This window comes from Vibrio ostreae, assembly GCF_019226825.1.
Classification (GTDB): domain Bacteria; phylum Pseudomonadota; class Gammaproteobacteria; order Enterobacterales; family Vibrionaceae; genus Vibrio; species Vibrio ostreae.
Map to the genome: position 1 here is coordinate 312,519 of NZ_CP076642.1, position 25,778 is coordinate 338,296.

The window sequence follows — 25,778 nt, forward strand, 5'->3', positions numbered from 1 at the left end:
TATAACCGAATGGATACAATGGTTGGGTAACGGCATGAATACTAAATTAAAGTTTCTCGCGCTGGCTGTCTCTCTGACAGCTCCGGGCGTATTCGCAGCCAACTACGCGATTGAAGCGCGTGGTGATGCGATGGGTGGTGTCGGAGTAGTGGCGGCAAACTACCTGACAGCTCCTTTCTATAATCCGGCGATTGTGGCGATTTATCGTCGCAACGATGATGCCGGTATGATTCTTCCCAGCGTTGGTATCAACTACAACGACCCGGACAATCTGGTCGATAATATGGATGCCATTTCTGATCTGATCGACAGCGGTGATGCTTCCCGCGCTGCCGAGCTGCAGGCTAAAATGGATGAAGTGAACGGCGATGTAGTCAATGCCAACGTTGGCGGTGTCGTCGCCTTTGGTATTCCGAACCAGTACCTGTCTATGAACCTGTTCGGCAAGGCCTATGCTGAAACTTTTGCCACGCCGCACATTGCTGACAATTGCAGCACACCGGCGAACACCGACTTGTGTACCCTTGAGAATGCTCAGAACAGTACCGTTAATGCGGTATCGGTTGCAGTGACGGAAGTCGGTATTTCACTGGCCAAGTATCAAACCTTCCTTGGCCAACACATGTCGTTTGGTATCAGCCCGAAATTACAACGTATCTACACTTATGTGTATGAAGCGGGCATCGACAACTACGATATTTCTGACTTACGTGAAAACAGCCGTGGCGAAACTACGTTTAACATCGATGCTGGTGCTCTGTGGTTTCATGGTCCGTTCCGTATTGGTCTGGCTGCCAGCAATCTGATCAGCCGTGATATCGAAACGCGGAGCGTGGTTTCGCAGGTAGCCGGTAATCCAAACCTGCAGTACTCGTATCAGATTCGTCCGCAATACACCGTAGGGGCGGGCATCGTTGCTGACTACGTTACTCTGAGTGTTGATTACGATCTGAATGAAGACAAACGCTTTGATGACTTTGCCGATAACACCCAGATGATTCGCGTCGGTGGTGAAATCGATTTGATGCGTCAGCTAAAATTGCGCGCCGGTTATAACAAGAACCTGGCATACAGTGGCAGTGAAGGGACGGTGACCGCGGGTATTGGTTTATCGCCACTTAATTTCTTCCAGCTTGATATCGGTGCCAGCTACACCAATGAAAATGCCATGGGTGGATACGTAAACTTCCTTGCGAGTTACTAAACGAACCTCTATAGTTGGGCTCCTTAATTAAGGAGCCTTTTTTATGTTTGATGATTTACCTACCTTAAGCCACGCCGAGCAACAGGCGGCGGTCGAAAAAATTCAGCAGTTGATGGCGCAGGGCATCAGTACTGCAGAAGCAATTAAAATCGTAGCGCAGCAAATCCGCAAGGAGCAGCAGCAACAAGCAGACAACCAAGAATAGGGCACGTAACGTGCTCTTTTTTTTGCCTTTCAAAACTCCCCATCACTGTGTCTACCCGCCACATTTCAGATCTGGCCCAGTATAACCCTTAATAAACATAAAGTTACCGCAGAGTAAAATGCTGCCCGTTTCTTCGCCTGAAAGTTTCCTGTAATTTTATTACAACCTGGATTCAGGTTAAAAAATAAGCCAGTATTTTATGCTGATACGTGACGGTGTGATTGCTTACTCTTGGCAGATGCAAAGTCGCAGCGGGATTGAGAGGGTTTAGGCAGGTGTTGTGTTTAATCTGAATCCTGGCGTGCGGCAGAGGTCGCCCCGCAAGCCAGATTCAACGTAAAATAAGAACCAGTGTGTGTAAGAACCAGATAATCTTCCAACGGGGTTATAGACGCGGTACGGGTAGTGAATCCGGGATGTTGAGCCTGCCTGAATGTGTTCAGTATACAGGCTCCTGATGATGGCATTGGATGTTTTCAGGTGCGACAAGACGCTATGGCGCTGGTGACGACTAATTAAGGTCGACGCAAGCAAGAAAGCGCGCCAACAGCACCAACTGTTTAGACAGTCGATTGGGCTTGAACAGCAAGACAGTATGAGCAAGCCAGATATAACGATTCAATTTTCTGCTGACACGTTTGAACTCAGCGCGAACCGACTCATTACTTCCGGCAATCCAGGCTTCTACGGCGCGCATACGCGTTTGCTGACTCACGCTGTGTAGACGGTATGAGTCGAGCAGAAACAGTACGACATCTCGAACTTTTCGCGCCGGGTCACTACTGATCTGGGCTTCTTCCAGGTCGACAAACGTGACTTTACCATTTTGATTGACCAGAATGTCACGCATTGCCGGCCTGCCGTGGATAAAGTTCTTTTGATGCATCTCATTTAATGCCCACATCGCCCGGCGGAAGAGTAACTTAGGCGAATTGGCGTCTGTTTTATTGATTGGGGAGCCGCCATCTTCGGTAATAAACCAGGATTTATTGACATAGCGAAGTCGGGCGACCGGTAGTTGGTGCGCCATGGCATATTGATACGCTTTCACTTCATGTAAGAATCGCTGCTCCGGCGTATCGGCACTATGTAATGCCAGCTTGCGAAAACGTTTGTTAACACGTGCCAGAGTGCTCAGCGTTCGGTTGAGAAGGTTTCGTTTGTCCTCACCGCGTTTTTTAAGCCAAAAGGTTTGCTCTGCCCAGCGAAAGTGATAGACGTAATTTTGTTTTTTCATTTTACTTATGATCACGTACTTTGTGTTGAGTCGTGAAACTATAAAACAGTGTACAATTGCAGCAAGATAAGAAAATTTCACAACACTTTGAATAGGGGAATAAAACCTGGAGTGTCTTTCGTTGAGGGTAACCTTATCTGTGACGGAGTCACTCAAAGGTAGCCGATCTGTAACCCTTTATTTATCTCGTCGCATCCTATCTTATCGGTGATAACCGACCGTAAACTTTTGGTATTTTCGCGGAACTACGCAAAGTGACAAACCGTGCTTAACTGAATACCAGCAATGTATACCTAGTGCACTATAACTAATTTCATGCTTTGCGAAATCATCATGAGTATCCCAATAGACTTCATATCAGTGGCACCAGACTAATAGCTTCAAACAGAAACAAGCACGGCGAAGCTGGGCAAAAACTGTAGTAGATAGTTGATTTTGATAGCAAAACTAGTTCGTACACTGAAACGTTTGTAGTAATGATTGCAACGATCCTAGAGTGGCGTCGGCTGGCTGACGATTAATGATGGCATTATCGAGTTCGGTACTAGCCATAGACCACCCGGACTTACTCACCGCCAGTGTGACCAATATGGTGGCCTGATTGGTACGGCCATCCCTGTACTGCTGGGCCTGTGGGAAGTGGTCAAGAGTTTAAATAGATGGTGGAGCAGGTGATAACAGGCCGGTCGAATGGGGTACGTCGAGTTACACCACGGTGATTGCCCTTAAAACGGATATTGGTTGGATAAAGAAAATCATTGAACAATTTGACGTCCAAAAAAGTTCATTAAAAACAGGTGGTTAAACTAATGTGCCAACTATTGTTCCTATTCCCGCTGCTTAGTAACTTTGGTATAAAAGTTAGACTCGTAATGAGTAACCTCGTTGGCGAATCCAACCTAGAAGGAAAAATCATGAAACAAACAATAAACATCATAGATGGTAGCGGAAGTCCAATTAGTCAATTTGAGTCTGACGTCGTGCCGCGCATAGGTGAATGGATTGCATTATCGGATTCAGCTTTCACTGGTTATTACGAAGTAAAGAACGTTCTGCATACATATTTTTTTGAAGGTGAATCCGCGGCTAGTAGCCTGGATGTTGCAGAAGTTGATATCTGGTTAGATAAAGTAGATGACAACAAGATTCCTCGTTATCTCTAATTAGCTTGCTGAATATTCAAAGCCCGCACAACGCGGGCTTTTTGCTATTTAAATTTAGTCGGGATCTAAGGTGCGGCGGTCATACGGGGACCACTACGAAACGGCAGTAAGTTCGGCTTGGTCGGGTAAATCTTGGCGTATTAAATGTGACCGTGTAACTCAAGCAATTGTTGGTATTCATCGCGCCAGATGGCAAAGGACGCTAATTCTTTGGGATTGAATTCGCGCCCGGTCGGCGTGATGAGTACGCCACGCGGTTCGTCAATGCGAAAGCCTGACCAGCAGATGTCGTTGGGCAGATAACCCAGCGTTTTGATCAGCAGCTTTTCCGCCATGGGATTAATGACGACAGAGCCATTGGGTCAGCGTTGGTGACCGGTTGCTCAGCGCCAGCAAATGTTGATGAAGCACGTAAAGATAACTGGAGTGCGCATGAAATCCAAAGGGAAACTTTGATAAGCTAACGTACATTGAATGTAACCAGGGTAAACCGGACAACTGTGCTAAGAAAGGAGCTGACGTCCCGCACCAAAGTTGAAGATGCTGTGGTGATCTTCTACGACAAACTCGGGCCTTTAACCGCGATGATGGCCATGCACTTAGCTTAACTCTGCGCAGCACTCGATAGACACTTCGGTCATCGTGTCGGTGTCAAAGCTGGCGCGTTAATGAATGAATGGGTTGAAACGATGAAAGAGCCAAATTTACTGGAGTCAAACTGCGTTCGGAAATCCCAGTCGATACCAAGTTCATTGGCTGGGTGATCTTATCAATGGCTTTGGACGGACTAATGTTGGTGGCTTACACCTCTTTAGATTAATTACTACAGTGCGCATTATGTACGTTATGTTAAATTATATTCGCTATTAAGAAGAGTACCTGTCTGAGGTACTCTTCTCTCTTTTCTGGTGGAAAGCTTTATGCGGTTTACGGCATGGTTTATTGAACATAACTGTATTTACCATAAAATAGCTAATAACTACTTTGCTATCTGCCGATATCAACCTGGTTATTAGCCGATTAACCGCCGGCTAATTTGACCTTAAAACCTTTCTTTTCCAGCAGCGCTTTAATTTTGTCGCGCATGTCGCCTTGGATCTCGATGTCGCCATCTTTTACTGAACCGCCGCAACCGCAGACTTTCTTAAGTTCCGCTGCCAAAAGTTTGAGTGGCGCGTCTTCCAGGTCCAGACCTTTGACGATACAAACGCCTTTGCCTTTACGGCCTTTGGTTTCTTTGTGAATACGAACGATACCATCACCTTTAGGACGTTCGGTTTTCTCTGGTTCCTGTTGAATTCGGCCGACTTCTGTCGAATATACAAGTGTCATAACAATCTACTACTTTTTTTGTTGGGCTTCAGCGCGCTGTCTAGCGAGTAAGTATGCCTCGATATGCTTTTGAATGGCAACTTTTGAGCCTTTAATTAAGCGTCCATTGAAAAAACAATACCAACCATTCGCTTCACCAGTGTCGTTCTTCAGAGCAAATCCGTTAAAGTTCTCCTGAATTCCGGCAGCAGCTTCCCGTTTACGTCCAACCGAATCGAACTCTTTCGGGTCGATGATCGAAGCGGTTTCACACCACCAGTCGATGCTCTTTTTTACCGCGGCTAAGTTACCAGTTAAAAGATGGTTCTTAATCTTAACTTGCCATATTTCCGTAGAATTGTTCGCAGATTGGAGGTTAAATCCTCGATAAGTCGCTATTGGCATAAGCATCTTTTTCTTTTGGTTACGGTTAATTAAATAATAATTGTATATTTCGTGTTAGCAAGTATATTTATTGGCAAACAAGTTAGTTATAGTGCGTGAGAATGAAAAAAAATCTAACTGTGATCACAGATCAAGCCATTGTAAAACAGAAGGTTAATGAATTCGGTCGCCTAGTCACTCGTGACCAACTGAATGAGCTGACTCAGCACCAGTACAGTGCAAACTCGTTACTGGCATTCACGAAAGATTGGAATATCTTCCTGGAATTCTGCATTTCTCGTTCGGTACGCCCTATTCCTGCTTCTGCGACGGCTGTTCGTCAATTCCTTGAGTTTGAGGCTCGTTCCAGAAAATACAGCACGATAAAGCGTTACGCGGTCACAATAAGCCTGATTCATACCTTGCTTAATCAGAAGGATCCGACAGCGACCAGCCAGGTAAAAACGACACTCACCTCATTACGACTTGAGAAACATGGTGACGATACTCAGGCAGCCAGCTTTGATCAACATCACCTGGATGACCTGTTTGAACTGCTCAATGATAATCCGGCGACCCGAGTTATCCGCGATTTGGCCATTTATCACGTTATGTTTGAGTGCGCATTGAAGCGGTCGGAGTTGAAAAAACTCAGCTTTGAGCAATTGGTTTGCCTGAGTGAAGACAGCGATGATTATGCGATTCAGTTTGGTGAAACGACCTATGCTTTATCGTCGCAGGCCAAAGTGACGCTATCACGTTGGGTGGCATTACTGCCCCAGCAACAAGGTGTGTTATTCCGTGCTATCGATCGCCACGGCAATATCTCCGCTGGAGCTTTGGATGACTCATCTATCTTCAGAATTCTGAGAAATGCTGGCGAATATCTGCAGCAGCCTGAGTTGAAATTCTCCGGCCATTCGGCGCGAATTGGTGCTGCACGTCAGTTGGCAAAACAAGGGTATAAAGCGAGGGATATTCAAGAATTCGGACGCTGGCTCAGTGCCGCGATGCCTTACCAGTACATAGGGAGTAAGAACACCGCGGAACAAGAAAAGCTGAAATTTGTCAGCTTTAAGCCGCTGGATTGATTACGCTTTTGCGCTCAGTGATGAGCGTACGCAATCGGCCAGGAATTCTGAAAATTTGTGGCCGTTATGTTCCAGCATTTTCGGGAACATAGAGATTGGTGTCATGCCCGGGAAGGTATTCACTTCGTTCAGGTACACGTTACCTTCCGGTGTCAGGAAGAAATCAATCCGAGACAAATGACGTAGCTTCATGTGGGTAAACACCTTACGCGCGACATCCTGAATCAGTTGTTGCTGATCATCGCTTAGATTTTGTGCTTCAACTTCAGTTCTCGAGTGGCTTGAAGCACTGTATTTTTCTTCATAGGTGTAGAACACATCTTCCGGTGCGATAATCTCACCAGGCTTGGTGATAAACAGTTCACCGTTCAGCTCATACGCGGCCACTTCCAGTTCGCGTGGTTTAACGGCTTTTTCAACCAATACCTGTTCAGAAAACTTAAATGCATTCTGGATAGCATCAGCAACTTCATGCTCTTTAGTGACCTTGTAACAACCTACTGAAGAGCCCTGGCGTGCAGCCTTGATAAACAGACTTCCCCCACTGACGAAAGGCCGCTAATGTATCCTGATACGCCTGCTCACTGTTTTCAGACAAGAAAAGATAAGGCGTGTTCGGAATGTTTAACGCGTCATACCAGAGTTTGGAGGTGATTTTATTGAAGCTGTTAGAACTCGCTTCCGGACCACAGCCTAGGTAAGGAATTCCGGCCAGTTCGAACATCGACTGAATATCGCCGGTCTCGCCCGGATAGCCGTGAATACAAGGAACCACAAAGTCGATCTTAACTGACAGCGCTTCACCGTTCAGTGTCGCCGAATTGGTATCCAGATAAACAATCTCACCGGCGTCGGTAAACCAGCCGTCTTGTTTCATTTCGACGCGAATAACATCGAAATCTGCAGTCAAAGCTAATTGCTGCTGAAGGTAGTTTGCAGAAACAAGTGACACTTCATGTTCAGAAGAGCCACCGCCACACAACAGTAAGATAGTGTTTTTTGTCATTGAAATCTTTCCGTGACATCAGGAATTATTAGCTGGCTATGATAATCAATTCGCGCTCAACTTACACCGTTCCTGCGAATTTCTCACACAATCATGGTTTAAATGGTCATAGAACAAACAATAAAGGGGCTTCCTGCCCCTTTAATCATGACTCGTCAGAGTTAGTTCAGTTTATTCAGCGTCGGGAACTGTGAATTTTTAATCGTATCGATGCTCTTCACGAACGGTTTAAGGGACTTAAATTCGCCCGGCAGAGTTGCGATTGCGGCCTCCGCTTCTTTACGAGTGGCGTAATCACCAAATAGCACGGTATACCATTTGGTGCCGTTTACGACTTTGTAGTTTTCCCAGATAGGCTGGCCGTTGCCAGGCAGTTTATTCGCAAACTCGTCGACTTTATTCTGAGTGCCAACCGCTACCACTTGAATGGTGAACCCGTAACGCGGGTTCATCGCCACCTGTTTCGCAGATGGGGGTGTGATAGAAACCGTTGGTTTTTGCTGAGCAGCAGGTCTTGTCTGAACTGTGTTGGTTGGCGCGGCAACCGGAGCCGTTCTGACAACATTCATTTCAACATTTTGCTCTGTCACGCCTTGTGCGGTGCCCTGTGCAGACACAACAGGCTGAGAAACCGGTGCGGCAGCGTACTCTTCAGTATGACTTTCGGTCGTTACGTCTGTAATGTAGCTCCCCGATGAACATGCACCGAGTAGCGCTGACAGGCCGACTATTGCAATTTTTTTCATGGAATCTTAAACACTCTGAGTAGAAAGTAATTAAATCATGCCGATAGCAGCGCTCAGAATCAAGCGCAGCAGTAGAATTATCATCGATATCCTGTGATTTATGACACAAAGTCGCATCACCCGCATGCTGTCAGGATCACAACCAGATTAAATACAGTAACAGAGGTATAGGTTATTGGTTAAGATATATCCACGTCATCTGTGCGCGTGTGAGCCTAATTCATGAATAATTTAAGCCAGTTATTGAAACCGAAATCCGTTGTCGTGATCGGTGCATCGGTTCGCCCGTTCCGGGCCGGCAATATCGTGATGAAGAACCTGCTTCAGGGCGGCTTTGATGGTGCGATTATGCCCGTTACGCCTTATTATCCTTCAGTGTGCGGCGTTCTGGCCTATAAAACGATTGAGGCTTTGCCGCTGGTTCCTGACATTGCGATTCTATGTACACACGCTTCACGCAACACGGCTATTTTTCAGCAACTGGCTGAAAAAGGTGTGTCCTGCGTCATTGTGCTCTCGTCAGATATGCATACGCTGGATGCGCAAGGTAACGAGATTCAGCAGCAGTGCCAGTCGATCGCCAAAAGAGCCGGAATGCGTATTCTCGGCCCAAACAGCCTGGGGCTCATTCTGCCATGGATAAATTTTAACGGTTCGTTCTCACCAGTTACCGCCCTGAAAGGTAATATTGCTTTCATTTCCCAGTCAGCCGCCGTGTGCACCACCATTCTAGATTGGGCGAACGATAAACAAATTGGCTTTTCAGCCTTTGTCTCCCTCGGCAACGCCAGTGATATTGAATTCTCAGACTTGCTCGATTGCCTCAGTACGGACAAACACACTGATGCTATTCTGCTCTACGTCGACACCATCCAGGACGCACGTCGGTTCATCTCGGCTGCTCGTGCAGCGTCGCGTAACCGCCGCATTCTGGTCCTCAAAGGTGGCCGCACTGCCGCTGGTCGTAAGGCGGCGCAAATGCACACCGGCGGTGATGATACGTTAGACATCATTTACGATTCGGCGATTCGGCGTTCCGGTATGCTGCGGGTCAACAACAGCCACGAATTATTCGCGGCTGTAGAGACCTTAACCCACTCGGTACCGCTGCGCGGTGAACGCCTGGCGATCATCACCAACGGTGGCGGGCCTGCGATTATGGCGATTGATACCCTGCTCGAACGCGGTGGCAAGCTGGCCGAACTGGAAGAGAACGTGTATGAGAAGCTTAACCAGTGCCTGCCACAAAGCTGGTCGCACAGTAATCCGATTGATATCGTCGGCGATGGTGACCACACGCGTTACGTGAATGCATTAAAAGCGGTGCTTGATGGCGACAACATTGACGCCATTTTGATCATGCACAGTCCTTCTGCGATTGCTCAGTCAGAGCAGACCGCACAAGCGATTGTGGATGTAATCAAATCACACCCGCGCTCTCGTCGGTTTAATATTCTGACCAACTGGTCCGGAGAACAAACCGCCCGTCCGGCGCGACAAATCTTTGCCCAGGCCGGGATCCCCACTTACCGGACTCCGGAAAGCGCGGTGGTCGCCTTCATGCACCTGGTCGAATACCGCAGAAACCAGAAGCAACTGATGGAAACGCCCACCACAGCAGAAGCCGTTCACGTCTCAGAAGTGAACAGTGCCAAACAGTGGATTGACGAGCATCTGCAAGACAGTGATCAGGTCGAGCTGGATACCCACCAAATTGGCAGCCTGCTCAAATGTTTTAATTTCAGCGTCTTGCCGACCTGGATTGCATCCGATGCCAGTGAAGCGGTTCATATTGCGGAAACCATAGGGTATCCGGTCGCGGTGAAATTACGTTCTCCGGATATTACGCACAAATCCGATGTTCAGGGGGTCATGCTCAACCTGCGTAACAGCACCGAAGTGGCCAATGCCGCCCAGGCGATTCTCGACCGCACCCAACTCACCTATCCTTCGGCTAATATCCACGGCCTGCTGGTTCAGGGCATGGCCAAATTAGCCGGTGGTGAAGAGCTGCGAATTAAAGTCAAACATGACAACACCTTCGGGCCGGTGATTCTGCTCGGCCAGGGCGGTTCGGAATGGAATGAGGCGATCGATGCGGCTGCCGCGCTGCCGCCGCTTAATATGACCCTGGCCCGCTATCTGATTGTGCGGGCCATTCGCGGAGGCAAGATACGGCTGCAAAAACTGCCCGTCCCGATTGATGTGGATGGTCTGTCGGAGTTTTTGGTCCGAATCTCGCAAATGGTGGTCGAATGCCCGCAAGTACACGAACTGGATATTCATCCAGTTTTGGTCAACGGCAGCCAATTTACTATTCTCGATGCGGATTTAACGCTCAAGCGCTTTAAGGGTGATGCCCAGGGCCGGTTGGCTATCCGACCTTACCCATCAGAGATGGCGGAAGAAGTAACGGCAAAAGATGGTGACGTTGTCACGATACGCCCTATTCTGCCTGAAGATGAACCAGACCATGCCGCGTTTATTAAAAAGGTCAGCAAGGAAGATCTCTACAAACGCTTCTTTTCTGATGTCGGCGAATTCAACCATGAAGCCTTGGCCAATCTGACTCAGATTGATTATGACCGGGAAATGGCCTTCGTCGCTGTGACTCATCAGGGCGACAAGCCAGAAATTATCGGCGTGTCACGCGCGCTGATTAACCCGGAAAATACCGATGCCGAGTTTGCGATCCTGATCCGCTCTGATCTTAAGGGGAAAGGCCTGGGTAAAATTCTGATGGGTAAAATCATCGATTACTGCCGCAGTAAAGGCACCCTGCAGATGTCAGGCATGACAATGCCAACCAACCGTGGAATGTTAGGGCTGGCAAAAGGATTGGGATTTGCCGTGGACGTTCATTTTGAAGACGGGACCGCCGATATGGTCCTCAAGCTTGAAGCGGTGCAAGAAAATGAAGCCCGCCAAGCCATTTAGCCTGCCGGGCTGCGTCATCATTATGCCGCCAATACCTCAACGATGTTTCGGGTTAAACCAGAGACCAGTGCTTTTTGAGATACTGGATGCACCAGGATTTGGCTTCACCAATTTTGTTGCGGCGCCAGGCCATAATCAGTTCCATATGACTTTCCGGACTGCCCTCGATAATCTTCAGCTTACCTTCGGCAATCAGCGGTTCGGCGACGTGTTTCGGAATAGTGCCGATCCCTAGGCCGCTTAACAACGCCTGACATTTGGCATTAAAGTTTGTTACGGTAAGACGGGGCTGCTTTTGCAGAATGTTAACGCTCATTGCCGGCTGGTCACGTGCGGTGTCAGCAATCGCGATAGCGCGGTACTTTTGCCGTGCTTCGGCATCAAACCCACCAGTGCGTTTATGCACATAGTGATGGGTTGCTGCCACCCACACCATCTCCATACTGCCCAGCGTTTCTGCTTTGACATCTTGTGGCAAAGTTTCGATACGTGGACAAATTAACAAATCAGCGCGATCGTCAGCCAAAGACTCCCAACAGCCGGCCAGAATCTCTTCCTGGAGACGAATCCGCGTTTTGCTGACATTTCCCAGAGCTTCGACCAGCGGAAAAAAGTTAGCAATAGGGATAATGCCGTCGAACGCTAAAGTAATATCAAGTTCCCAGCCATTCGCCAGCAGAGTGGAGTCATTGACCAGTTTTTCGGTCGCGTTCAGAATGCCACGCCCCCGTTCCAGGATCAGCTTACCCGCATCGGTAAAATTGGCTTTGTGTCCTGAACGATCAAAGATCATGATATCCAGATCCTGCTCGAGCTTTTGAATCTGGTAACTGAGTGAACTCGGCGCGCGATTGAGCTCATTTGCTGCCGCCGCAAAACTGCCCCGACGGTCAATGGCATCCAGAATATGGAGCGCCTCTAACGTAATTGGACTTTGCAAATTATTATCCTCTCATTACAGAATGGCATACCTCACAGTGATCTTCGTCACACTTAGTTAATAAAGTAAAAACTTTACAACTTGCCAGTCTAGCTTTATAACCAATTGATTAATATCAAAATAAACATACATTTATTCGCAGAGGATCACAAAAAATCGCAATAATACAAATGCAAATGATAGTAATTATTATTTAGATCCAATAAACTCTGCCGCCGACAACGTTAATGAACTATAACAAGGTAAAGCAGATGTATAATCGATCCTTATTGTCTATTGCTATATTGCTTGCGCTCTCTCCTACTGCTTATGCAGATGATAATGCCCCAACAGAAAAAATTGTGGTATCCGCGACGCGGACAAACACTCAAATTACCGATACCGCCGCGTCTGTCACGGTGATTGACGATAAAGAGATTGAAAAGAATCTGGTTTCGGATCTCGATAGCCTGTTCAAGTATACCCCGGGGGTAACTTTGGAGACGAACGCCAGACAAGGTGTTCAGAGTATCAATATTCGTGGTATTGAAGGCAACCGTATTAAGGTAATTGTGGACGGTGTGTCACAGGCCAACCAGTTCAACTCAGGCTCTTCTTTTGTAAACTCTTCGCGTGTTGAAGTGGATACCGATATGCTCAAATCGGTAGAGATTGTCAAAGGCGCGGCCTCCTCTTTACAAGGGTCTGATGCAATTGGTGGTATTGTCGCATTCGAAACCAAAGATCCGGCCGATATACTCAAAGGTCGCCATTTTGGTGGTTATGCCAAACTGCAATACGGCTCCGCGGACAAAACCTTCAGCGAGTCGATCGCTCTGGCTAATAAAACCGGCGATCTGGAGTCTCTGGTTGCCTACACTCGCCGTGATGGAGAGCAACAAGACAACTTTGGTAGCCCGGATGAAACCGACCACAGCGCAAATAACCTGTTGGTAAAACTGCAGTATCAACTCAATCCGGAGCATCGCCTGGAGTTCTCAGGCAACTTTATTCGTAACAAAGATGACCTGAAAGAGTTGGCATATAATGGTTACACTAATGCCAGCGGCCAGAACGAAACCGAACAGTACCAAATCGGCATTAAGCATATCTGGGATGCAGGTTTTCTGATTGCGGACCGCATCACCTGGCAAGCGGACTGGATGAGCAAAGAAGAAACCGGTATCACTGACCGTACCAGCTCTTCAACCGGTAATGTGCAGCACAAAGATTACCTGTATAAAGATGAAGGCATTCAGCTGGATGCCCAGTTTGATAAGTCTTTTGCCCTGGGTAGTTCCGATCACTACTTGGTCTACGGCGCCTCTTTCAGCGATAAAGATATCGAAAATACCAACAAAGAGTTTAACAGCGTCGGTTCTGACCAGGTGATTTTCTACATTCCAGAAGCGAGCGAAACCCGCTATGGACTGTTTGTTCAGGATGAAATTACCTTGGATGATTTTATCATCACTCCAGGCGTACGTTACGATTCATTTGAAACCAATCCGGGTGACGCCAGTGCGAACCCTAGCCTGAACGATGTCAGTGAATATACCAAGTACTCAGACTCGGCAGTAACCGCGCGTCTGGGCACCGTTTATAAAATGACTGAACAACATCGCTTGTTTGCCCAGGTCAGCCAGGGATTCCGCGCACCGGATTTCCAGGAATTGTACTACTCTTACGGTAACCCGGCCTTCGGCTATGTCAACAAGCCCAATCCGGATCTGAAATCAGAAAAGAGTCTCTCTTACGAGATGGGCTGGCGGTTCAATACCGATGCCAGCAGCACCGAAGTATCGGTATTCTACAGTGACTACGATGACTTCATCGACAATCAACTGGTTTCCGGTAGTTTTGCGACACGCGATGCGGTGTATCAGTCAATCAACATCGACGAAGCAACAATCAAAGGCATCGAATTCTCTAACCAACTATCATGGGACAGCTTCTTACCCGTTCAGGGCTTCAGCACCCGTATCGTTGCCGCATACAGTGAAGGTGAAGATGATGAAGGTAACCCGCTTAACAGCGTGAGCCCTTGGAACGCGGTGGCCGGTATCAATTACGATTCCGCCAGTGACTGGGGAACCAGCCTGACTGTGAACTACACCGCGAAGAAGAAACAGAGCGATATTAACGGCGATTACCAGCCGATTTCAGCCGCTACTGTGGTTGATATCACCGCTTACTACAAGCCGATTAAAGACCTCACCCTGCGCGCTGGTGTATTCAACCTGACGGATGAAGAGTACTACCACTGGAACGATGTTCGTGCTCAGTCTGCTGAAGATAAAGATCTGACGCAACCAAAACGTAACTTCTCACTGACGGCGAAGTACGAGTTCTGATTGAGTACACGAAGACTTAAACTAAAAAAGCCAGCGAAAGCTGGCTTTTTACATTTTACTCGTTTTGAGAAACTTAACTTATTCAAAAATGGATAAAAAGATTGCGAATAGGTTAATTATTTATTCTCAGCCATCTCTTTTTTGACCATAACGACAGCAGCAACGATAAAAGTAATGATTAACGCGAGTTCCATTGAATCCCCCTGGCAGAATTTTTAAACAGCAATATATAAACTGCGCGTAGTTTACCATTTCACCGCCATAATGGTAGTTTATTAACCAGAAAATGACAGTTTTTATAGATAAAAATCAAATTCTTTTCGGAAGCGGTAAAAACATATATTTTCTTTGCTGTATTTGTGAATTTTTACTCACTTAACTCTAAAAAAGGCTACTTTATCATCACCTTACCACCAGCAATTTTCAGCGCGGGCGTACCTCGAATTAAAGTAGAGCGGGCAAATTCACTGCCACATTGCGGGCAGATACCTTCATGCAGAGTAAAATCCTGACTAATCCTCTCTTTAAAGCATTTCACCAAAGCACCTTTGCCACCCTTGTGATATTTAAGCAACTGGGTACGGCATTTACTGCAGAATATATCGACGGTTTTTTCGGGTAACTTCTTACGTGGTTTTGCCATTTCAGTCCAACTCCGGCTTGACCCAGACCTGACTGAAATCAAACCAGCCTAACGCATTGCATTTTGCGTTTTGTAACGAACCACATTGATCTTTCGACACACCGAGCCAACAGTGGAACATAGGAACAATTTGCTGCTGTTCCACCAACGCTTTACCGAGTTCTTTAGCCGGAAATACCGCCTTCGCCTCTGCTCGCCATTCATCAACCAGCTCGCACCAGCTGTTAAAGTCATCGGCCCGGCTCATGTATTCGATATCCGAGTAATTGAGCAGCCAGCCGGCTAGCGCGTCATCACGATGGTTCGCGATCCCCATGGCTTTTATCCAGATATCCACCTGTTCGACTTCCGCGACCGTTACTTCATATTTGATAAACTCTACATCAATACCATCTTCGTTAAGCAGTTGGCGAATCACTTGTGCCAAGGTGGGAAACATCGGGTGCTGGGCATGATAAGCTACGGTGACTTTGTGCGCTGACGGCGGCTGAATGCTGCTATTGCTCGGAGCCTGATGATACCAGCCCGGTTTCAGCCCGTACGCAGGCAGTACACCAAGCTCAACAACTTTCTCTTCAGGAAGACGCCGGAACAGGTTCAGTGTGCTGAGTTTATTCTGAAAATAAGTCGCCCATTGATCATTCGCAGCGATACCGTTTTTGCGGTTAAGCAACAGATAGGTACAACCGGGATCGAGTTCGACATCCTCGGTAAACGATCCACGAGCTGTTTTGATTGGATTCGACAGGCTCGGGAACACCAGTGAAGAATGCGCTTCATCAATGACCCAGACTTCAATTCTGTCCAGCAGTGGCCGGAATCCGAAATAGCCGTCATAAGCCTGTAATACCAAACGTTTCTCGTCATTGACGACGACTTTGTAAGGCCCGCTGCCAATCGGCATCAGGTCGAAATTATCCGGGCGTTCTGCTTCGGGTAACAAGATTTTGGCACACGCTTCAGCCATCAGCAGCGGCAGACGATGATCCGCTTTTTGCAGGTGCACGTCGACCACCCAGTCTCCCGGAGAATCAACCCGGTCAATATGAGCAAATAAGTTAACAAACCGCAGCGCCCACAGACTCTGCTTCACAACCTCGGTAGTCAGTAGTTCGCCGTTATGAAAACGAACCCCCGGACGCAAATAAAAACGCCATTGCAGAGGTGTGATCGCCTGCCAGGTATGAGCTAAATCCGGCTGCAGCTGTTCATCTTCATCCAGTCGGGTTAAGCCACTGAAAATTTGTCGGGCGATGTGCTGCTCCGAGCGGCGCATCGGTTTGGCGGGGTTAAGAATAGAGAGCGGACGGTAATACGGCAGACGTACAACCTGCAAACCTTCCTGATGCTGAACGCCAAGGTAGCTTTGAATCACCTGAGTCAGCTTAGCCGCATCCTGATCCAGTACAGAGAGAGCCTGACCAATTTTGCCTTCATCCAGATAACGGCGGGCCAGCGTTTCGCTGACATCAGAGCGACTACGCTTGAAAATCAAGCGCGATAACTTACCCCGTCCGGCCGCCGGATGCCATTCCAGCCAACCGGCCTCTTCCATCTTATTGAGCACTATCCGCGCGTTCCGACGGGTACAGAACAGAATCTCTGTGACGTCCTCTAACTGGGTTTCAGCATCAAGACCGTTGAAGTGTTCAAACAGGGTTTCAAACTGGATTCGTAACCGCGGGCTGCTCATAAAGGAGGAAATCTCTTAGATCGATATTGTTCAGATATTTTCCTTATTTTAGGCTCATATTACAAGTGGGCGTGTCACAGGATTTCACACCCTAGTTCAGCCGCAATCTGCTGCAATTGCTGTTCGTTATCCAGCTTGATTGACCACTTGGCTTCACTACCATTGACCGAGATAACATTCGCGCCTTTTCCGATCAGCTGTACAGCCTCGCTTTGTGCTTGCAACGTGACTCGATGTTCACCATTGAGGCGGACAACCAGTTCAAAGGGCGTCACAACGATTTTTCCGCTTTTAAAATCAATAACCATTCAGACACCGCTATTTAGTTTTTGTTTGTTGTTTTTCGCTTTCTGCACAGCCATCGTCAAACGACTGGTGCATACCAGGCGGCCGCGCGGATCCGTAATGGTAATCTGCCACACCTGAGTCGAGACGCCCAAATGCAGTGGCTCTGCTTTGCCAGTCACATGCCCTTCACGCATAGAACGGATATGGTTGGCATTAATATCCAGACCGACACAATACGAGTCATCATCCACACAAAAGTTTGCCGCAACCGAACCCAGAGTTTCCGCCAGTACCACGGATGCCCCGCCATGTAACATGCCTAACGGCTGGTGAGTAAAATGGCATACCGGCATTGTGGCCGAGATAAAGTTATCGCCGATTTCGCTGTAAACAATATTAAGGTGTTCAATCAATGTATTAGCCGATGTGCGATTGAGGATCTCAAGACTGATCGGCTTTTTCCAAATTTCCATGCAGTATTCCTGACGGTGATAAATCGCTGTCTGCGCTGCCCGGAGCAAGGCATGCGAGCGACATTAACGATAAAAAATATGGTAACGAGCTGAATGATAATGACAAACCGGCAAAATCATTCCATTTTTCTTGCGTCATGTTAGGATTTAAATCTATCACATTTTATTCGTGTTGTTTTGATCGGGAGACTCCAATGCGTTCATGGACCAAAGCCTGCTGTGCGCTGGCTGTTATCGGTTTAACAGCCTGCTCGGCATCACCAACCGGGCGTAACCAACTGCTACTTTTTTCCAGCCAGGATATGACCAGCCTGGGTGACCAGTCATTTAGCCAGATGAAGCAGGAAGTGCCAATTAATCAGGACGCAAAAACCAATGCGTATGTACAGTGTGTGGCTAACGCGATTACCCGCCAGATCCCTAAACAAAGTGGCTTTGATAACTGGGAAGTGGTGGTATTCAACAGTGATGAAGTTAACGCATTTGCCCTGCCGGGCGGTAAGATCGGCGTTTATTCCGGTCTGTTGAAAGTCGCAGTTAATGAAGATCAACTGGCGACCGTGCTGGGTCATGAAGTCTCCCACGTCCTCGCCAACCATAGTAACGAACGCCTGTCCCAAACCCAGTTAGCCAATGTCGGCATGCAAATTACCGATGTTGCGATCGGTTCTACCCAGTATGCTCAATATAAAGAAGCAACCATGGCCGCGCTCGGCCTGGGTGTGCAATATGGCGTAATACTGCCTTATGGCCGCTCGCAGGAGTCTGAAGCCGATATTGTAGGCCTGGAATTGATGGCCAAGGCTGGTTTTGATCCTAAGCAGAGTATTGAACTGTGGAAAAATATGGATAAAGCCTCAGGTGGCGGTCAACCGCCTGAACTGCTCTCTACCCACCCTTCACACAATACCCGAATTAAAGACCTGACGGCTAAAATCCAGTCGATGCCCGCTTTTTCGACCCCGCGTCCTAACTGTGGCAGTGCTTAATTACAGCGATTGTGGGTTATTTATCAGCAATTATCGGTAAATAACCCACTGATTTTAAGTGTAAGTCAGAATATCCCTTTCTTTCTTGTGTGTAACGTGGATAATACGCGCTTACTAAAATTTATAAGGTGGGACTTATGTCTACTGAAGCAACACTACTTGAGCGCTGCGAATCTAAATGTGAACTTTGTGCAGCCCAATCTTCACTGTCTCCTTTCGTGGTGGCGCCGCATACTCAAATCACTGTCGATCACGCGGTTATGCTGTGTGATACATGTAAAGGTCAGATTGAAGAGCCAGAGACAGTAGATGTAAACCACTGGCGTTGTCTGAATGACAGCATGTGGAGCCAGGTGCAGCCGGTTCAGGTACTGGCATGGCGTCAACTAAAGCGCTTGTCAGCAGAAAGCTGGGCTCAGGACCTGCTGGAAATGATGTACCTGGACGAAGAAACCCAGAAATGGGCAGAAATCGGCCTGGACGACGACGCTGAAAAACCGCGTGATGTGAACGGCGTTGAGCTGAAAAAAGGTGACGACGTAACGGTAATCAAAGACCTGCCGGTGAAAGGCTCTTCTATGGTGATCAAACAAGGCACTGTCGTTCGTGGCATTAGCCTGAGCGACGATCCTAAGCACGTTTCAGGCAAGGTCAACGGCCAGTCAATGTTCATCATTGCCGAGTACTGCCGTAAGAAATAAGTCTGAGTGGTCAGATTAATGTTCTTGGAAGATTAATCCGTTAAATTCACAGAATGCAAAAAAGAGCCTTTCAAAGGCTCTTTTTTTTTTTGCGCTTTGCTGTCACGCATTCAGCTTATCTGTTTCAGCCATTAGCAAGCTTTCAACCAATGATTGTCGCGCTCTTCGAGTACAATGTCTGTCATCATCACTTCTGCTTCAGCAACGGCCAGTTTTTGCAGCAGTAACCCCAGGTTACTGTCTTCATCGATTGACTCTAAAAAGAGTTGCCGCATCGTCGCGTCGACGTTTTTAGGAATCGAGGTTTCACCTTTTTCGGTTTGATAAGGGCCTTCATGAAAACGATTAGATGTACTTTTCAAAACACACAAAACCTGTTGAATCGTGATTTTGCGCTCTAGCAACCTTTCCCTTGCGTGTTTGAAAACTTCACCCGGGCTGTATGACTTTCCGCCAGGTCTCTTAGGATACGTTTTGCTGATTTTGGTGTAAGCGGAAATTCCGCAATTTTCAAAGGCTCTGAACTACTCATCCATTAAACGTCCTTAGCAACTTTATATCAGACTGATATAATCATGAAAAAATGATAAGATTTAGTCAACTTAATTATATCAATTTGATACAAGAATGGTTTGACCCTATCTAACCTGGACGAGCTGCATACTGACAGATATTGCGCGGTTAAATAACGTCCGGTGTCCGAAAGCAAAAAGGAGCGCAATCGCGCTCCTTTTTCTTATATCCCGGCTAAGGGCAGTACGTAGACAAGTACGGACCACACGCCAACCCAGGCTGCCACGACCGCGGCATCAAACCAATCTTTACCCCACATCCTTTCCTCCGGTACGTTGTCGACCTGGAAACAGAGTCCTTATAATCTGGAGCAAAGAGTGTGCCACATTAGCGGGAGCTGCTGGTCAACGCCGCCTGCGAATGGTGACTGAGTAGATCAGGGTAGTCAGTCAGGACTTCAATAAAGGCATCGGCCATCGACACATTGGTCACTATCCCTTCATCTTTCATGTTCAGCAAAGCGTCATAGCCCTCTTTGCCTTTCATGGTATAAGCGGACGACGTTCCACAATAATATTGATGGGCTTCAACAGTTTGCCATTCGCTGCCCAACAAAATTTTAAGCTGGCTGATGCGCTCGCCTTTCGGTTTTTCCGCATCGTAATCAAACTTGAGATGACAGGTATAAGGATAGCTGCCGGAGCCGGTTCCTTCGACGCCGTTGTTAATCGCATTGTTGATCGCCCCTTCCAGCGTATCGGCAATGGTTTGCCCGCTGACGTGATAGACCCCGATAGGAACGGCAAACGGCAACAGCTTCCCGGCAATATCTGCCACTGTTACCTTGCCGGGCAGGATTGAAGTACGTACACCTCCGGCATTATGGATAGCAAACTGAACCGGATATCCGCGGCTTTGCATCGCATGCACAAAGGATTGCGCCACCAGGGGTGCCAGCTGGCTGGGGCCCTCATCATCAGGAATGCGTACGTGGCGGCGCGTGTGTGATGCTTGCGCTACCACCTGATTCTGCAACTCGCGTACGCGGGGAATGTATTTGTTGAGCAGAATGCCCTGCACCTCTGGATCTTTTTTACATACCACCACGTTGGGATGGTTGTTGACCCATTCGCAGGCTTCAAGGTGCGCTGAATCACTGCCAGCTTCATTCATACTCGCATCCAGGAACAGACGACGGCCCAACAACAGCTCATTACGCCCCTGAAAACTGACCACCTTACCCTGCTCATCAAAATCGATATGACAGTGACCAAGCGACAGCGCATGTAAACCAGCCTGAACCACGTAGGTCTCATTGATATGCTGACCATACGCCTCTTCACGAGATAATCCCAGCGCACTAAAGTCACCCTGTAACACATGACTGTGGCCGCCTACAATCAGGCTGATGCCATCGACCTTTGCCGCCAGTTCTTTATCGGCCTGATAGCCCAGATGGCTGACCAGGATAATTTTATTGATGCCAGCACGATGAATTTCATCAATGGTGTTCCGCGCAGTCTCTAAGGCATCAACAAACGGAGTATCACTGTCCGGGTTGGCGATATCGGCCATTTTATCCAGCGACAATCCAAACAGTGCAACCTGGGAATCTCCGGCAGGCTTAGTAATCCAGTTCGCGCAACGGCGTGCAGTATCGTACGCTTTTACTTTGCGGTTCTCAGACAGACGATGGGCCTTGTTGGCTCGCTCTGCCGATAAATCCCAGTTACCGGCCAGCAACGGAAAGTTGATTCGCTCGGCAAATTGCGCGACCGGTTCGTTGCCCATATCCAATTCATGATTGCCGAGGGTCATCGCGTCAATGTTCAGAGCATTGAGCATGTCGGCGTTGGCTTTGCCTTTGAATAGGGAAAAATAGAGCGTACCCTGAAAACAGTCGCCGGCATGGACAAACAAAAAGCTGCGTTGCATGCGCTTAGCATCCTCCCGCAACTGATGAATTCGGGTCGCAATGCGGGCAAAACCGCCCGCACTGACGAAAGGCATCATTTTATTACCCTGGATTTCCAGAGTCAGCTGCAGAGAGGTTGGTTCGAAGTAAGAATGGGTATCGTTGATGTGAGCCAGAGTGACGGACGTTATCTCTTTTGTTTTATTCATATCATTTTTATCTCTTTTTTCTCTCTTTCATCCTAGCCATGTGATCATGACAGAAACGTGACTTTTATGAAATGGCTTTGAAAAGAAACTTACCCACTTAGACGTACATCACATTTAACGCGTATAAAGTGATGTAAACAGGGAGGAAATCAGGCAGAGGACTACAACCATCGATAGGTTTTAGGCAACAAAAACAGAAAATTTTTATTCTGCTTCAAGCATTTATTTAACTATTGCAACGAGTTTGTGAAGTATCCATCGGCCGAAACACGCTTTTTCCTTTATTCTTTAACAAAAGAACTCAACACGAACATCTAGCAAGGAAGTTGAGCCTATGCATTTAGAGCGAATTGAAGTATCAGGTTTTCGTGGCATTCGTCGTTTATCGCTCACATTCGATGACCTTACCACTTTGATCGGTGAAAATACCTGGGGTAAATCGTCGCTGCTCGACGCACTTGCGGTGATGATGCCAGCCAATGGCGAACCATATAAGTTCGAATTGCAGGACTTTCACGTCGACTATTCTATCTCGCACCCGCAGACCCAGGACATCCAGATCATTCTCAGTTTTATCGCCTCGGACCGCAAGGAGCCTAAAGCCGGCCGTTACCGCAGTCTCAAACCGGTGTGGCGCGAAAATGAGGAGGGCCAGAGCCGGATTATCTATCGCATCAGCGGCTCACGGGTGCAATATAATATTACCACTGACTACGCATTCCTCGATTTGGATGGCAATCCTATCGCGATTCATCATCCGGAAAACCTCGCTAAAGAATTGATGACCTTACATCCTGTCATCCGCCTGCGCGATTCCCGTCAGTTTGAGCGTCCGTTTGATAACAAGCACGATGTAAACTCCCGGGTGGAAAAGCGTATCAATAATACTTGCCGGCGTTTGATGGCGATTCCCGGTCATGTCAATAAAGGTGAAATGCGCAGTAGCCTCAATGCGATGCACGCTCTGGTAGAGCACTATTTCTCCTTCAAAGATCAGGGGCGCAAAAATCCGCGCCGAGAGCGGGAAAGCCTGGTTTACGGCACACCAACCAATGAAAAAAATCTGACTCAAATTGTTGATGAAACCAAAAACCGCCAGACTCGTTTGCTGCTACTGGGTTTATTGAACGCCTATCTGCAGGCCAAGGGGCCCCATCAGCTGCGGCGTTTTGCGCGTCCGATTCTGATCATTGAAGATCCTGAGGGCCGTCTGCACCCGACACACCTCGCCCGCGCGTGGAGCTTACTGGCCCTGCTGCCAATGCAGAAGATCCTCACCACGAACAGTGGCGACCTGCTCGGCTCGGTACCGCTGCATTCGATTCGCCGCCTGGTGAGAAAGTCCGACCGCACCGTCGCCACCAGCATGCCGGTCAAAGGTTTAGGCCAGGATGAACTGCGCCGCATCGGCTTTCACATTCGTTTCCATCGCTCCGGCGCATTATTTGCCCGTTGCTGGCTGCTGGTCGAAGGTGAAACTGAAGTATGGTTATTCAGCGAACTGGCGCGCCAATGCGGCTATAACCTGGCGGCAGAAGGTGTGCAGATTATTGAGTTTGCTCAGTCGGGGCTGAAATCTTTAATCAAGGTGGCCAAAGCCTTTGGTATCGAATGGCACGTCGTCACTGATGGCGATGCCGCCGGTAAAAAGTACGCGGCAACGGTTCAGGGGATGTTGGGCCATGACCAGGAACGTCATCGCCTCACCGAATTACCGGATCGGGATATTGAGCATTTTCTCTATGCTCACGGTTTCGAATTCTTCTTTAAAGACATGGTGAAAATCCCCCATGACCATCCAATTCCGGCCAAGAAAGTCGTTACCAGAGTACTGAAAAAACATGCCAAGCCTGATCTGGCGCTGGCTATTGTCTCCCACTGTGAGGAGAACGGCGTGGATTGTATTCCCGTGTTACTGCGCTGGACCTTAAAACGGGTTATTACCATGGCAAACGGGAATACATAACGTAAAGCAAAACAGCCTCAGGCTGACTGACGAGTCGAGTGCGCTGATGCGTATTGCGCGCGGCGGTGTAACCAGACACCGCTGCTTTTCATTAGATAACCGAAGACGCCACCGAGCAGCAGTGAGGGAATCACAATTTTCCATTCACCATGAGCAGCAAATGTTGCTGCCGAACCGATAAATGTTCCGGGGATGTATGCCAGCCACTGCTTTTTGGCCTGAATACACATAAAGAATGCGATCAGCGCAGTGACAGCGTAACCCAAAACATCAAGGCTCAGAAAGTCTGACGCATAGATGATCACCATCGCCCAGAACACACCACTAAGATTAGTCACCAGGCTCTCAGCCAAACCACGTAAACCTTCCTTTGGGGAAGCAAAGTAACTGGTACAACCCAGAAAGCCTGCCCAGGACAGTAGTCCAAGTGATACGGCGAGCCAGCCCCAAATGCCCGATAAGATTCCTGTGGTCAGTGAAATGGTAAATAAAGTACTCATAGTATCCTCTGAGAAATCACATCACGCTGGGTGTGACATCGTTAATCAAGCCAGAATACTAAGAGCTAAACGCTTTGGACAAAAGAGACATTTGTCACACTTATAATGTAACAATAAATTATTTCATTATTTTTGTGTGACGCAATCGATACACCATCAGGAAAAGTTAACGTCCGGTGTCACTCTCGGCTCTCATCTCATCGGTTACATCACCAAAGGACGCCCTTTCATCATTCGCAACCCTTCTCGTCTGATGCAGTCAGCCAGAGGGTTCTCCGCCCTATCCGCGCGCCATACAAAGGACAAGGTTCTCTCCATTTTCAGCTCAGGCACATTCAGTGCGACCAGGTGACCGCTTTCAATGTGTTTTTCAACATCCAGATACGGCAAACAACTGAGATACGAGCCCTGAGCCACCAGAGATCTCAGCACTGGTACATGTTCATACTCACGCCATACATTGAGCTCTGTCATCAGATTATGTACACAACTGTCAAACGTTCGCCGGGTGCCGGAACCGGGTTCCCTTAACACCCACTTGGCCTGCTCAAGCTGCGCCAGGCTCACTTCAGAGTGTTTGGCATAAGGATGATGCGCAGCCGCAACGACGATCAGATGGTCCCGGCACCACACTTCCTGTTGGATACGGTTGTCATCACAACGTCCCTCGATGATGCCCAGATCGTACTGATAATCAAGAACACCACTGATCACTGCCTGGGTTCTTCGTACCCCGAGTTCGATCCGAATCTCAGGAAAATCACTATCAATAATACTGATGAGATCGGGGACTAAATGTTCAGCCGGAGTCTGACTGGCCCCGAGGCGAATCACGCCACTCAACAAATGCTGATCATAAAACCCCATTTCAATCCGCTGTGCGTCTTGCAGCAGCGTCTTGGCTTTAGGTCTGAGCCACATTCCCCAGTGGGTCAGCGCCATCTGTTTCCCTTGACGTTCAAAGAGCGGACGCCCGAGCATTTTTTCAAGCTGAGCCAACGACATACTGGTTGCAGATTGCGTCAGCGCAAGCTTATCGGCCGCCATACTGACACTGCCGAAGTCGGCCACCGCATCAAATACTGCTAATTGTTTTAATGAGTACCGCATTGATATTCCTATCTCTCTAAATGGCTTTCCAGTCATGAGCAAACAGTTTTACTTCACTGATGCGATCACTATATCAGTGCAATTTATAAGGGTATTGAGAATTATCAATTTTACCTAACCTAGCCTGAGCCTTACTCTCCCCACTATTGCACACTCCGTGTGTGGTTTATTGGCACGGTAACTTAGGTTGCCGCTGAATATTGATTGTATTAGGGAGTTAA

Annotated in this window: 22 protein-coding genes and 2 pseudogenes; 9 read left to right on the forward strand and 15 right to left on the reverse strand. The window is 47.9% G+C overall.

Annotated features, from left to right (window positions below):
* Positions 1-34: 34 nt before the first annotated feature.
* Both KNV97_RS01440 and KNV97_RS01445 read left to right on the forward strand, forming a co-directional pair.
* Positions 35-1,204 carry a conjugal transfer protein TraF gene (locus tag KNV97_RS01440; protein ID WP_218561929.1) on the forward strand — a complete coding sequence of 390 codons (1,170 nt, stop codon included), beginning with the start codon at positions 35-37 and terminating at the stop codon, positions 1,202-1,204.
* A 43-nt stretch (positions 1,205-1,247) separates the two neighbouring features.
* The gene (locus tag KNV97_RS01445; protein WP_136485773.1) at positions 1,248-1,409 is read left to right on the forward strand and encodes a YoaH family protein; all 162 of its coding nucleotides are present in this window, start codon (positions 1,248-1,250) and stop codon (positions 1,407-1,409) included.
* Between the two features lie 511 nt (positions 1,410-1,920).
* Here KNV97_RS01445 and KNV97_RS01450 read toward each other — a convergent pair.
* A complete protein-coding gene (locus tag KNV97_RS01450; protein WP_218561930.1) occupies positions 1,921-2,646 on the reverse strand; it encodes a BUD32 family EKC/KEOPS complex subunit in 726 nt (241 codons plus the stop codon).
* A 914-nt stretch (positions 2,647-3,560) separates the two neighbouring features.
* Here KNV97_RS01450 and KNV97_RS01455 point away from each other — a divergent pair.
* A complete protein-coding gene (locus tag KNV97_RS01455) occupies positions 3,561-3,809 on the forward strand; it encodes a hypothetical protein (protein ID WP_218561931.1) in 249 nt (82 codons plus the stop codon).
* Positions 3,810-3,874: 65 nt separating this feature from the next.
* Here the strand turns inward: KNV97_RS01455 and KNV97_RS01460 are convergent.
* The 3 genes and pseudogenes from KNV97_RS01460 to KNV97_RS01475 all read right to left on the reverse strand — a co-directional run.
* Positions 3,875-4,168, reverse strand: a pseudogene (locus tag KNV97_RS01460) (phage protein); the annotation flags it as partial.
* 661 nt (positions 4,169-4,829) lie between these two features.
* Complete coding sequence (gene yciH / locus KNV97_RS01470) at positions 4,830-5,141, reverse strand: stress response translation initiation inhibitor YciH (RefSeq protein WP_136485767.1); 312 nt, start codon at positions 5,139-5,141, stop codon at positions 4,830-4,832.
* 9 nt (positions 5,142-5,150) lie between these two features.
* Positions 5,151-5,525, reverse strand: coding sequence for a DUF3319 domain-containing protein (locus tag KNV97_RS01475; RefSeq protein ID WP_218561932.1), 375 nt, complete (start codon positions 5,523-5,525; stop codon positions 5,151-5,153).
* A 101-nt stretch (positions 5,526-5,626) separates the two neighbouring features.
* Here KNV97_RS01475 and KNV97_RS01480 point away from each other — a divergent pair, with 101 nt between their 5' ends.
* Positions 5,627-6,595, forward strand: a complete 969-nt coding sequence (locus KNV97_RS01480; RefSeq protein ID WP_136485763.1) for a tyrosine-type recombinase/integrase — start codon at positions 5,627-5,629, stop codon at positions 6,593-6,595.
* Here KNV97_RS01480 and KNV97_RS01485 read toward each other — a convergent pair.
* Both KNV97_RS01485 and KNV97_RS01490 read right to left on the reverse strand, forming a co-directional pair.
* A pseudogene (locus tag KNV97_RS01485) lies at positions 6,596-7,601 on the reverse strand (D-alanine--D-alanine ligase). It abuts the gene before it with no gap.
* 161 nt (positions 7,602-7,762) lie between these two features.
* Positions 7,763-8,347, reverse strand: a complete 585-nt coding sequence (locus KNV97_RS01490; protein ID WP_218561933.1) for an SPOR domain-containing protein — start codon at positions 8,345-8,347, stop codon at positions 7,763-7,765.
* 222 nt (positions 8,348-8,569) lie between these two features.
* On the opposite strand from KNV97_RS01490, the gene KNV97_RS01495 reads away from it, so the two are divergent.
* Entirely contained in the window at positions 8,570-11,284 is a 2,715-nt protein-coding gene (locus KNV97_RS01495) for a bifunctional acetate--CoA ligase family protein/GNAT family N-acetyltransferase (protein WP_218561934.1), read from the forward strand.
* Positions 11,285-11,336: 52 nt separating this feature from the next.
* Here KNV97_RS01495 and KNV97_RS01500 read toward each other — a convergent pair whose 3' ends face one another.
* Positions 11,337-12,224: a LysR family transcriptional regulator gene (locus KNV97_RS01500; RefSeq protein ID WP_136485755.1), complete on the reverse strand. Its 888-nt coding sequence runs from the start codon at positions 12,222-12,224 to the stop codon at positions 11,337-11,339.
* Between the two features lie 251 nt (positions 12,225-12,475).
* On the opposite strand from KNV97_RS01500, the gene KNV97_RS01505 reads away from it, so the two are divergent.
* Positions 12,476-14,557: a TonB-dependent hemoglobin/transferrin/lactoferrin family receptor gene (locus KNV97_RS01505; protein ID WP_218561935.1), complete on the forward strand. Its 2,082-nt coding sequence runs from the start codon at positions 12,476-12,478 to the stop codon at positions 14,555-14,557.
* 391 nt (positions 14,558-14,948) lie between these two features.
* Here KNV97_RS01505 and KNV97_RS01510 read toward each other — a convergent pair whose 3' ends face one another.
* The 4 genes from KNV97_RS01510 to KNV97_RS01525 all read right to left on the reverse strand — a co-directional run bounded on the left by KNV97_RS01510 (position 14,949) and on the right by KNV97_RS01525 (position 17,654).
* Entirely contained in the window at positions 14,949-15,200 is a 252-nt protein-coding gene (locus KNV97_RS01510; RefSeq protein WP_136485750.1) for a hypothetical protein, read from the reverse strand.
* Position 15,201: 1 nt separating this feature from the next.
* Complete coding sequence (locus tag KNV97_RS01515; RefSeq protein ID WP_218561936.1) at positions 15,202-16,893, reverse strand: SgrR family transcriptional regulator; 1,692 nt, start codon at positions 16,891-16,893, stop codon at positions 15,202-15,204.
* 74 nt (positions 16,894-16,967) lie between these two features.
* Positions 16,968-17,201: a DUF3389 domain-containing protein gene (locus tag KNV97_RS01520; RefSeq protein WP_136485746.1), complete on the reverse strand. Its 234-nt coding sequence runs from the start codon at positions 17,199-17,201 to the stop codon at positions 16,968-16,970.
* On the reverse strand, positions 17,202-17,654 hold the full coding sequence (locus KNV97_RS01525; protein WP_136485744.1) for a hotdog fold thioesterase: 453 nt from the start codon (positions 17,652-17,654) through the stop codon (positions 17,202-17,204).
* A 194-nt stretch (positions 17,655-17,848) separates the two neighbouring features.
* Between KNV97_RS01525 and KNV97_RS01530 the strand changes: the two genes are divergently transcribed.
* Complete coding sequence (locus tag KNV97_RS01530) at positions 17,849-18,643, forward strand: M48 family metallopeptidase (RefSeq protein WP_136485742.1); 795 nt, start codon at positions 17,849-17,851, stop codon at positions 18,641-18,643.
* 137 nt (positions 18,644-18,780) lie between these two features.
* On the forward strand, positions 18,781-19,344 hold the full coding sequence (locus KNV97_RS01535) for a PhnA domain-containing protein (RefSeq protein WP_168797023.1): 564 nt from the start codon (positions 18,781-18,783) through the stop codon (positions 19,342-19,344).
* A gap of 131 nt (positions 19,345-19,475) precedes the next feature.
* On the opposite strand, the gene KNV97_RS01540 is transcribed toward KNV97_RS01535, so the two are convergent.
* Together KNV97_RS01540 and KNV97_RS01545 are read right to left on the reverse strand one after the other, a co-directional pair.
* Positions 19,476-19,706 carry a hypothetical protein gene (locus KNV97_RS01540; protein WP_218561937.1) on the reverse strand — a complete coding sequence of 77 codons (231 nt, stop codon included), beginning with the start codon at positions 19,704-19,706 and terminating at the stop codon, positions 19,476-19,478.
* A gap of 538 nt (positions 19,707-20,244) precedes the next feature.
* Positions 20,245-21,981: a bifunctional metallophosphatase/5'-nucleotidase gene (locus KNV97_RS01545; protein ID WP_218561938.1), complete on the reverse strand. Its 1,737-nt coding sequence runs from the start codon at positions 21,979-21,981 to the stop codon at positions 20,245-20,247.
* 334 nt (positions 21,982-22,315) lie between these two features.
* On the opposite strand from KNV97_RS01545, the gene KNV97_RS01550 reads away from it, so the two are divergent.
* Positions 22,316-23,947, forward strand: coding sequence for an ATP-dependent endonuclease (locus KNV97_RS01550; RefSeq protein WP_218561939.1), 1,632 nt, complete (start codon positions 22,316-22,318; stop codon positions 23,945-23,947).
* Positions 23,948-23,964: 17 nt separating this feature from the next.
* Here KNV97_RS01550 and KNV97_RS01555 read toward each other — a convergent pair whose 3' ends face one another.
* Together KNV97_RS01555 and KNV97_RS01560 are read right to left on the reverse strand one after the other, a co-directional pair.
* On the reverse strand, positions 23,965-24,447 hold the full coding sequence (locus KNV97_RS01555) for a DUF1097 domain-containing protein (RefSeq protein ID WP_218561940.1): 483 nt from the start codon (positions 24,445-24,447) through the stop codon (positions 23,965-23,967).
* Positions 24,448-24,651: 204 nt separating this feature from the next.
* Positions 24,652-25,557 (reverse strand): LysR substrate-binding domain-containing protein, encoded by a 906-nt coding sequence (locus KNV97_RS01560; RefSeq protein WP_136485732.1) that lies wholly within the window; start codon positions 25,555-25,557, stop codon positions 24,652-24,654.
* Between the last annotated feature and the right edge of the window lie 221 nt (positions 25,558-25,778).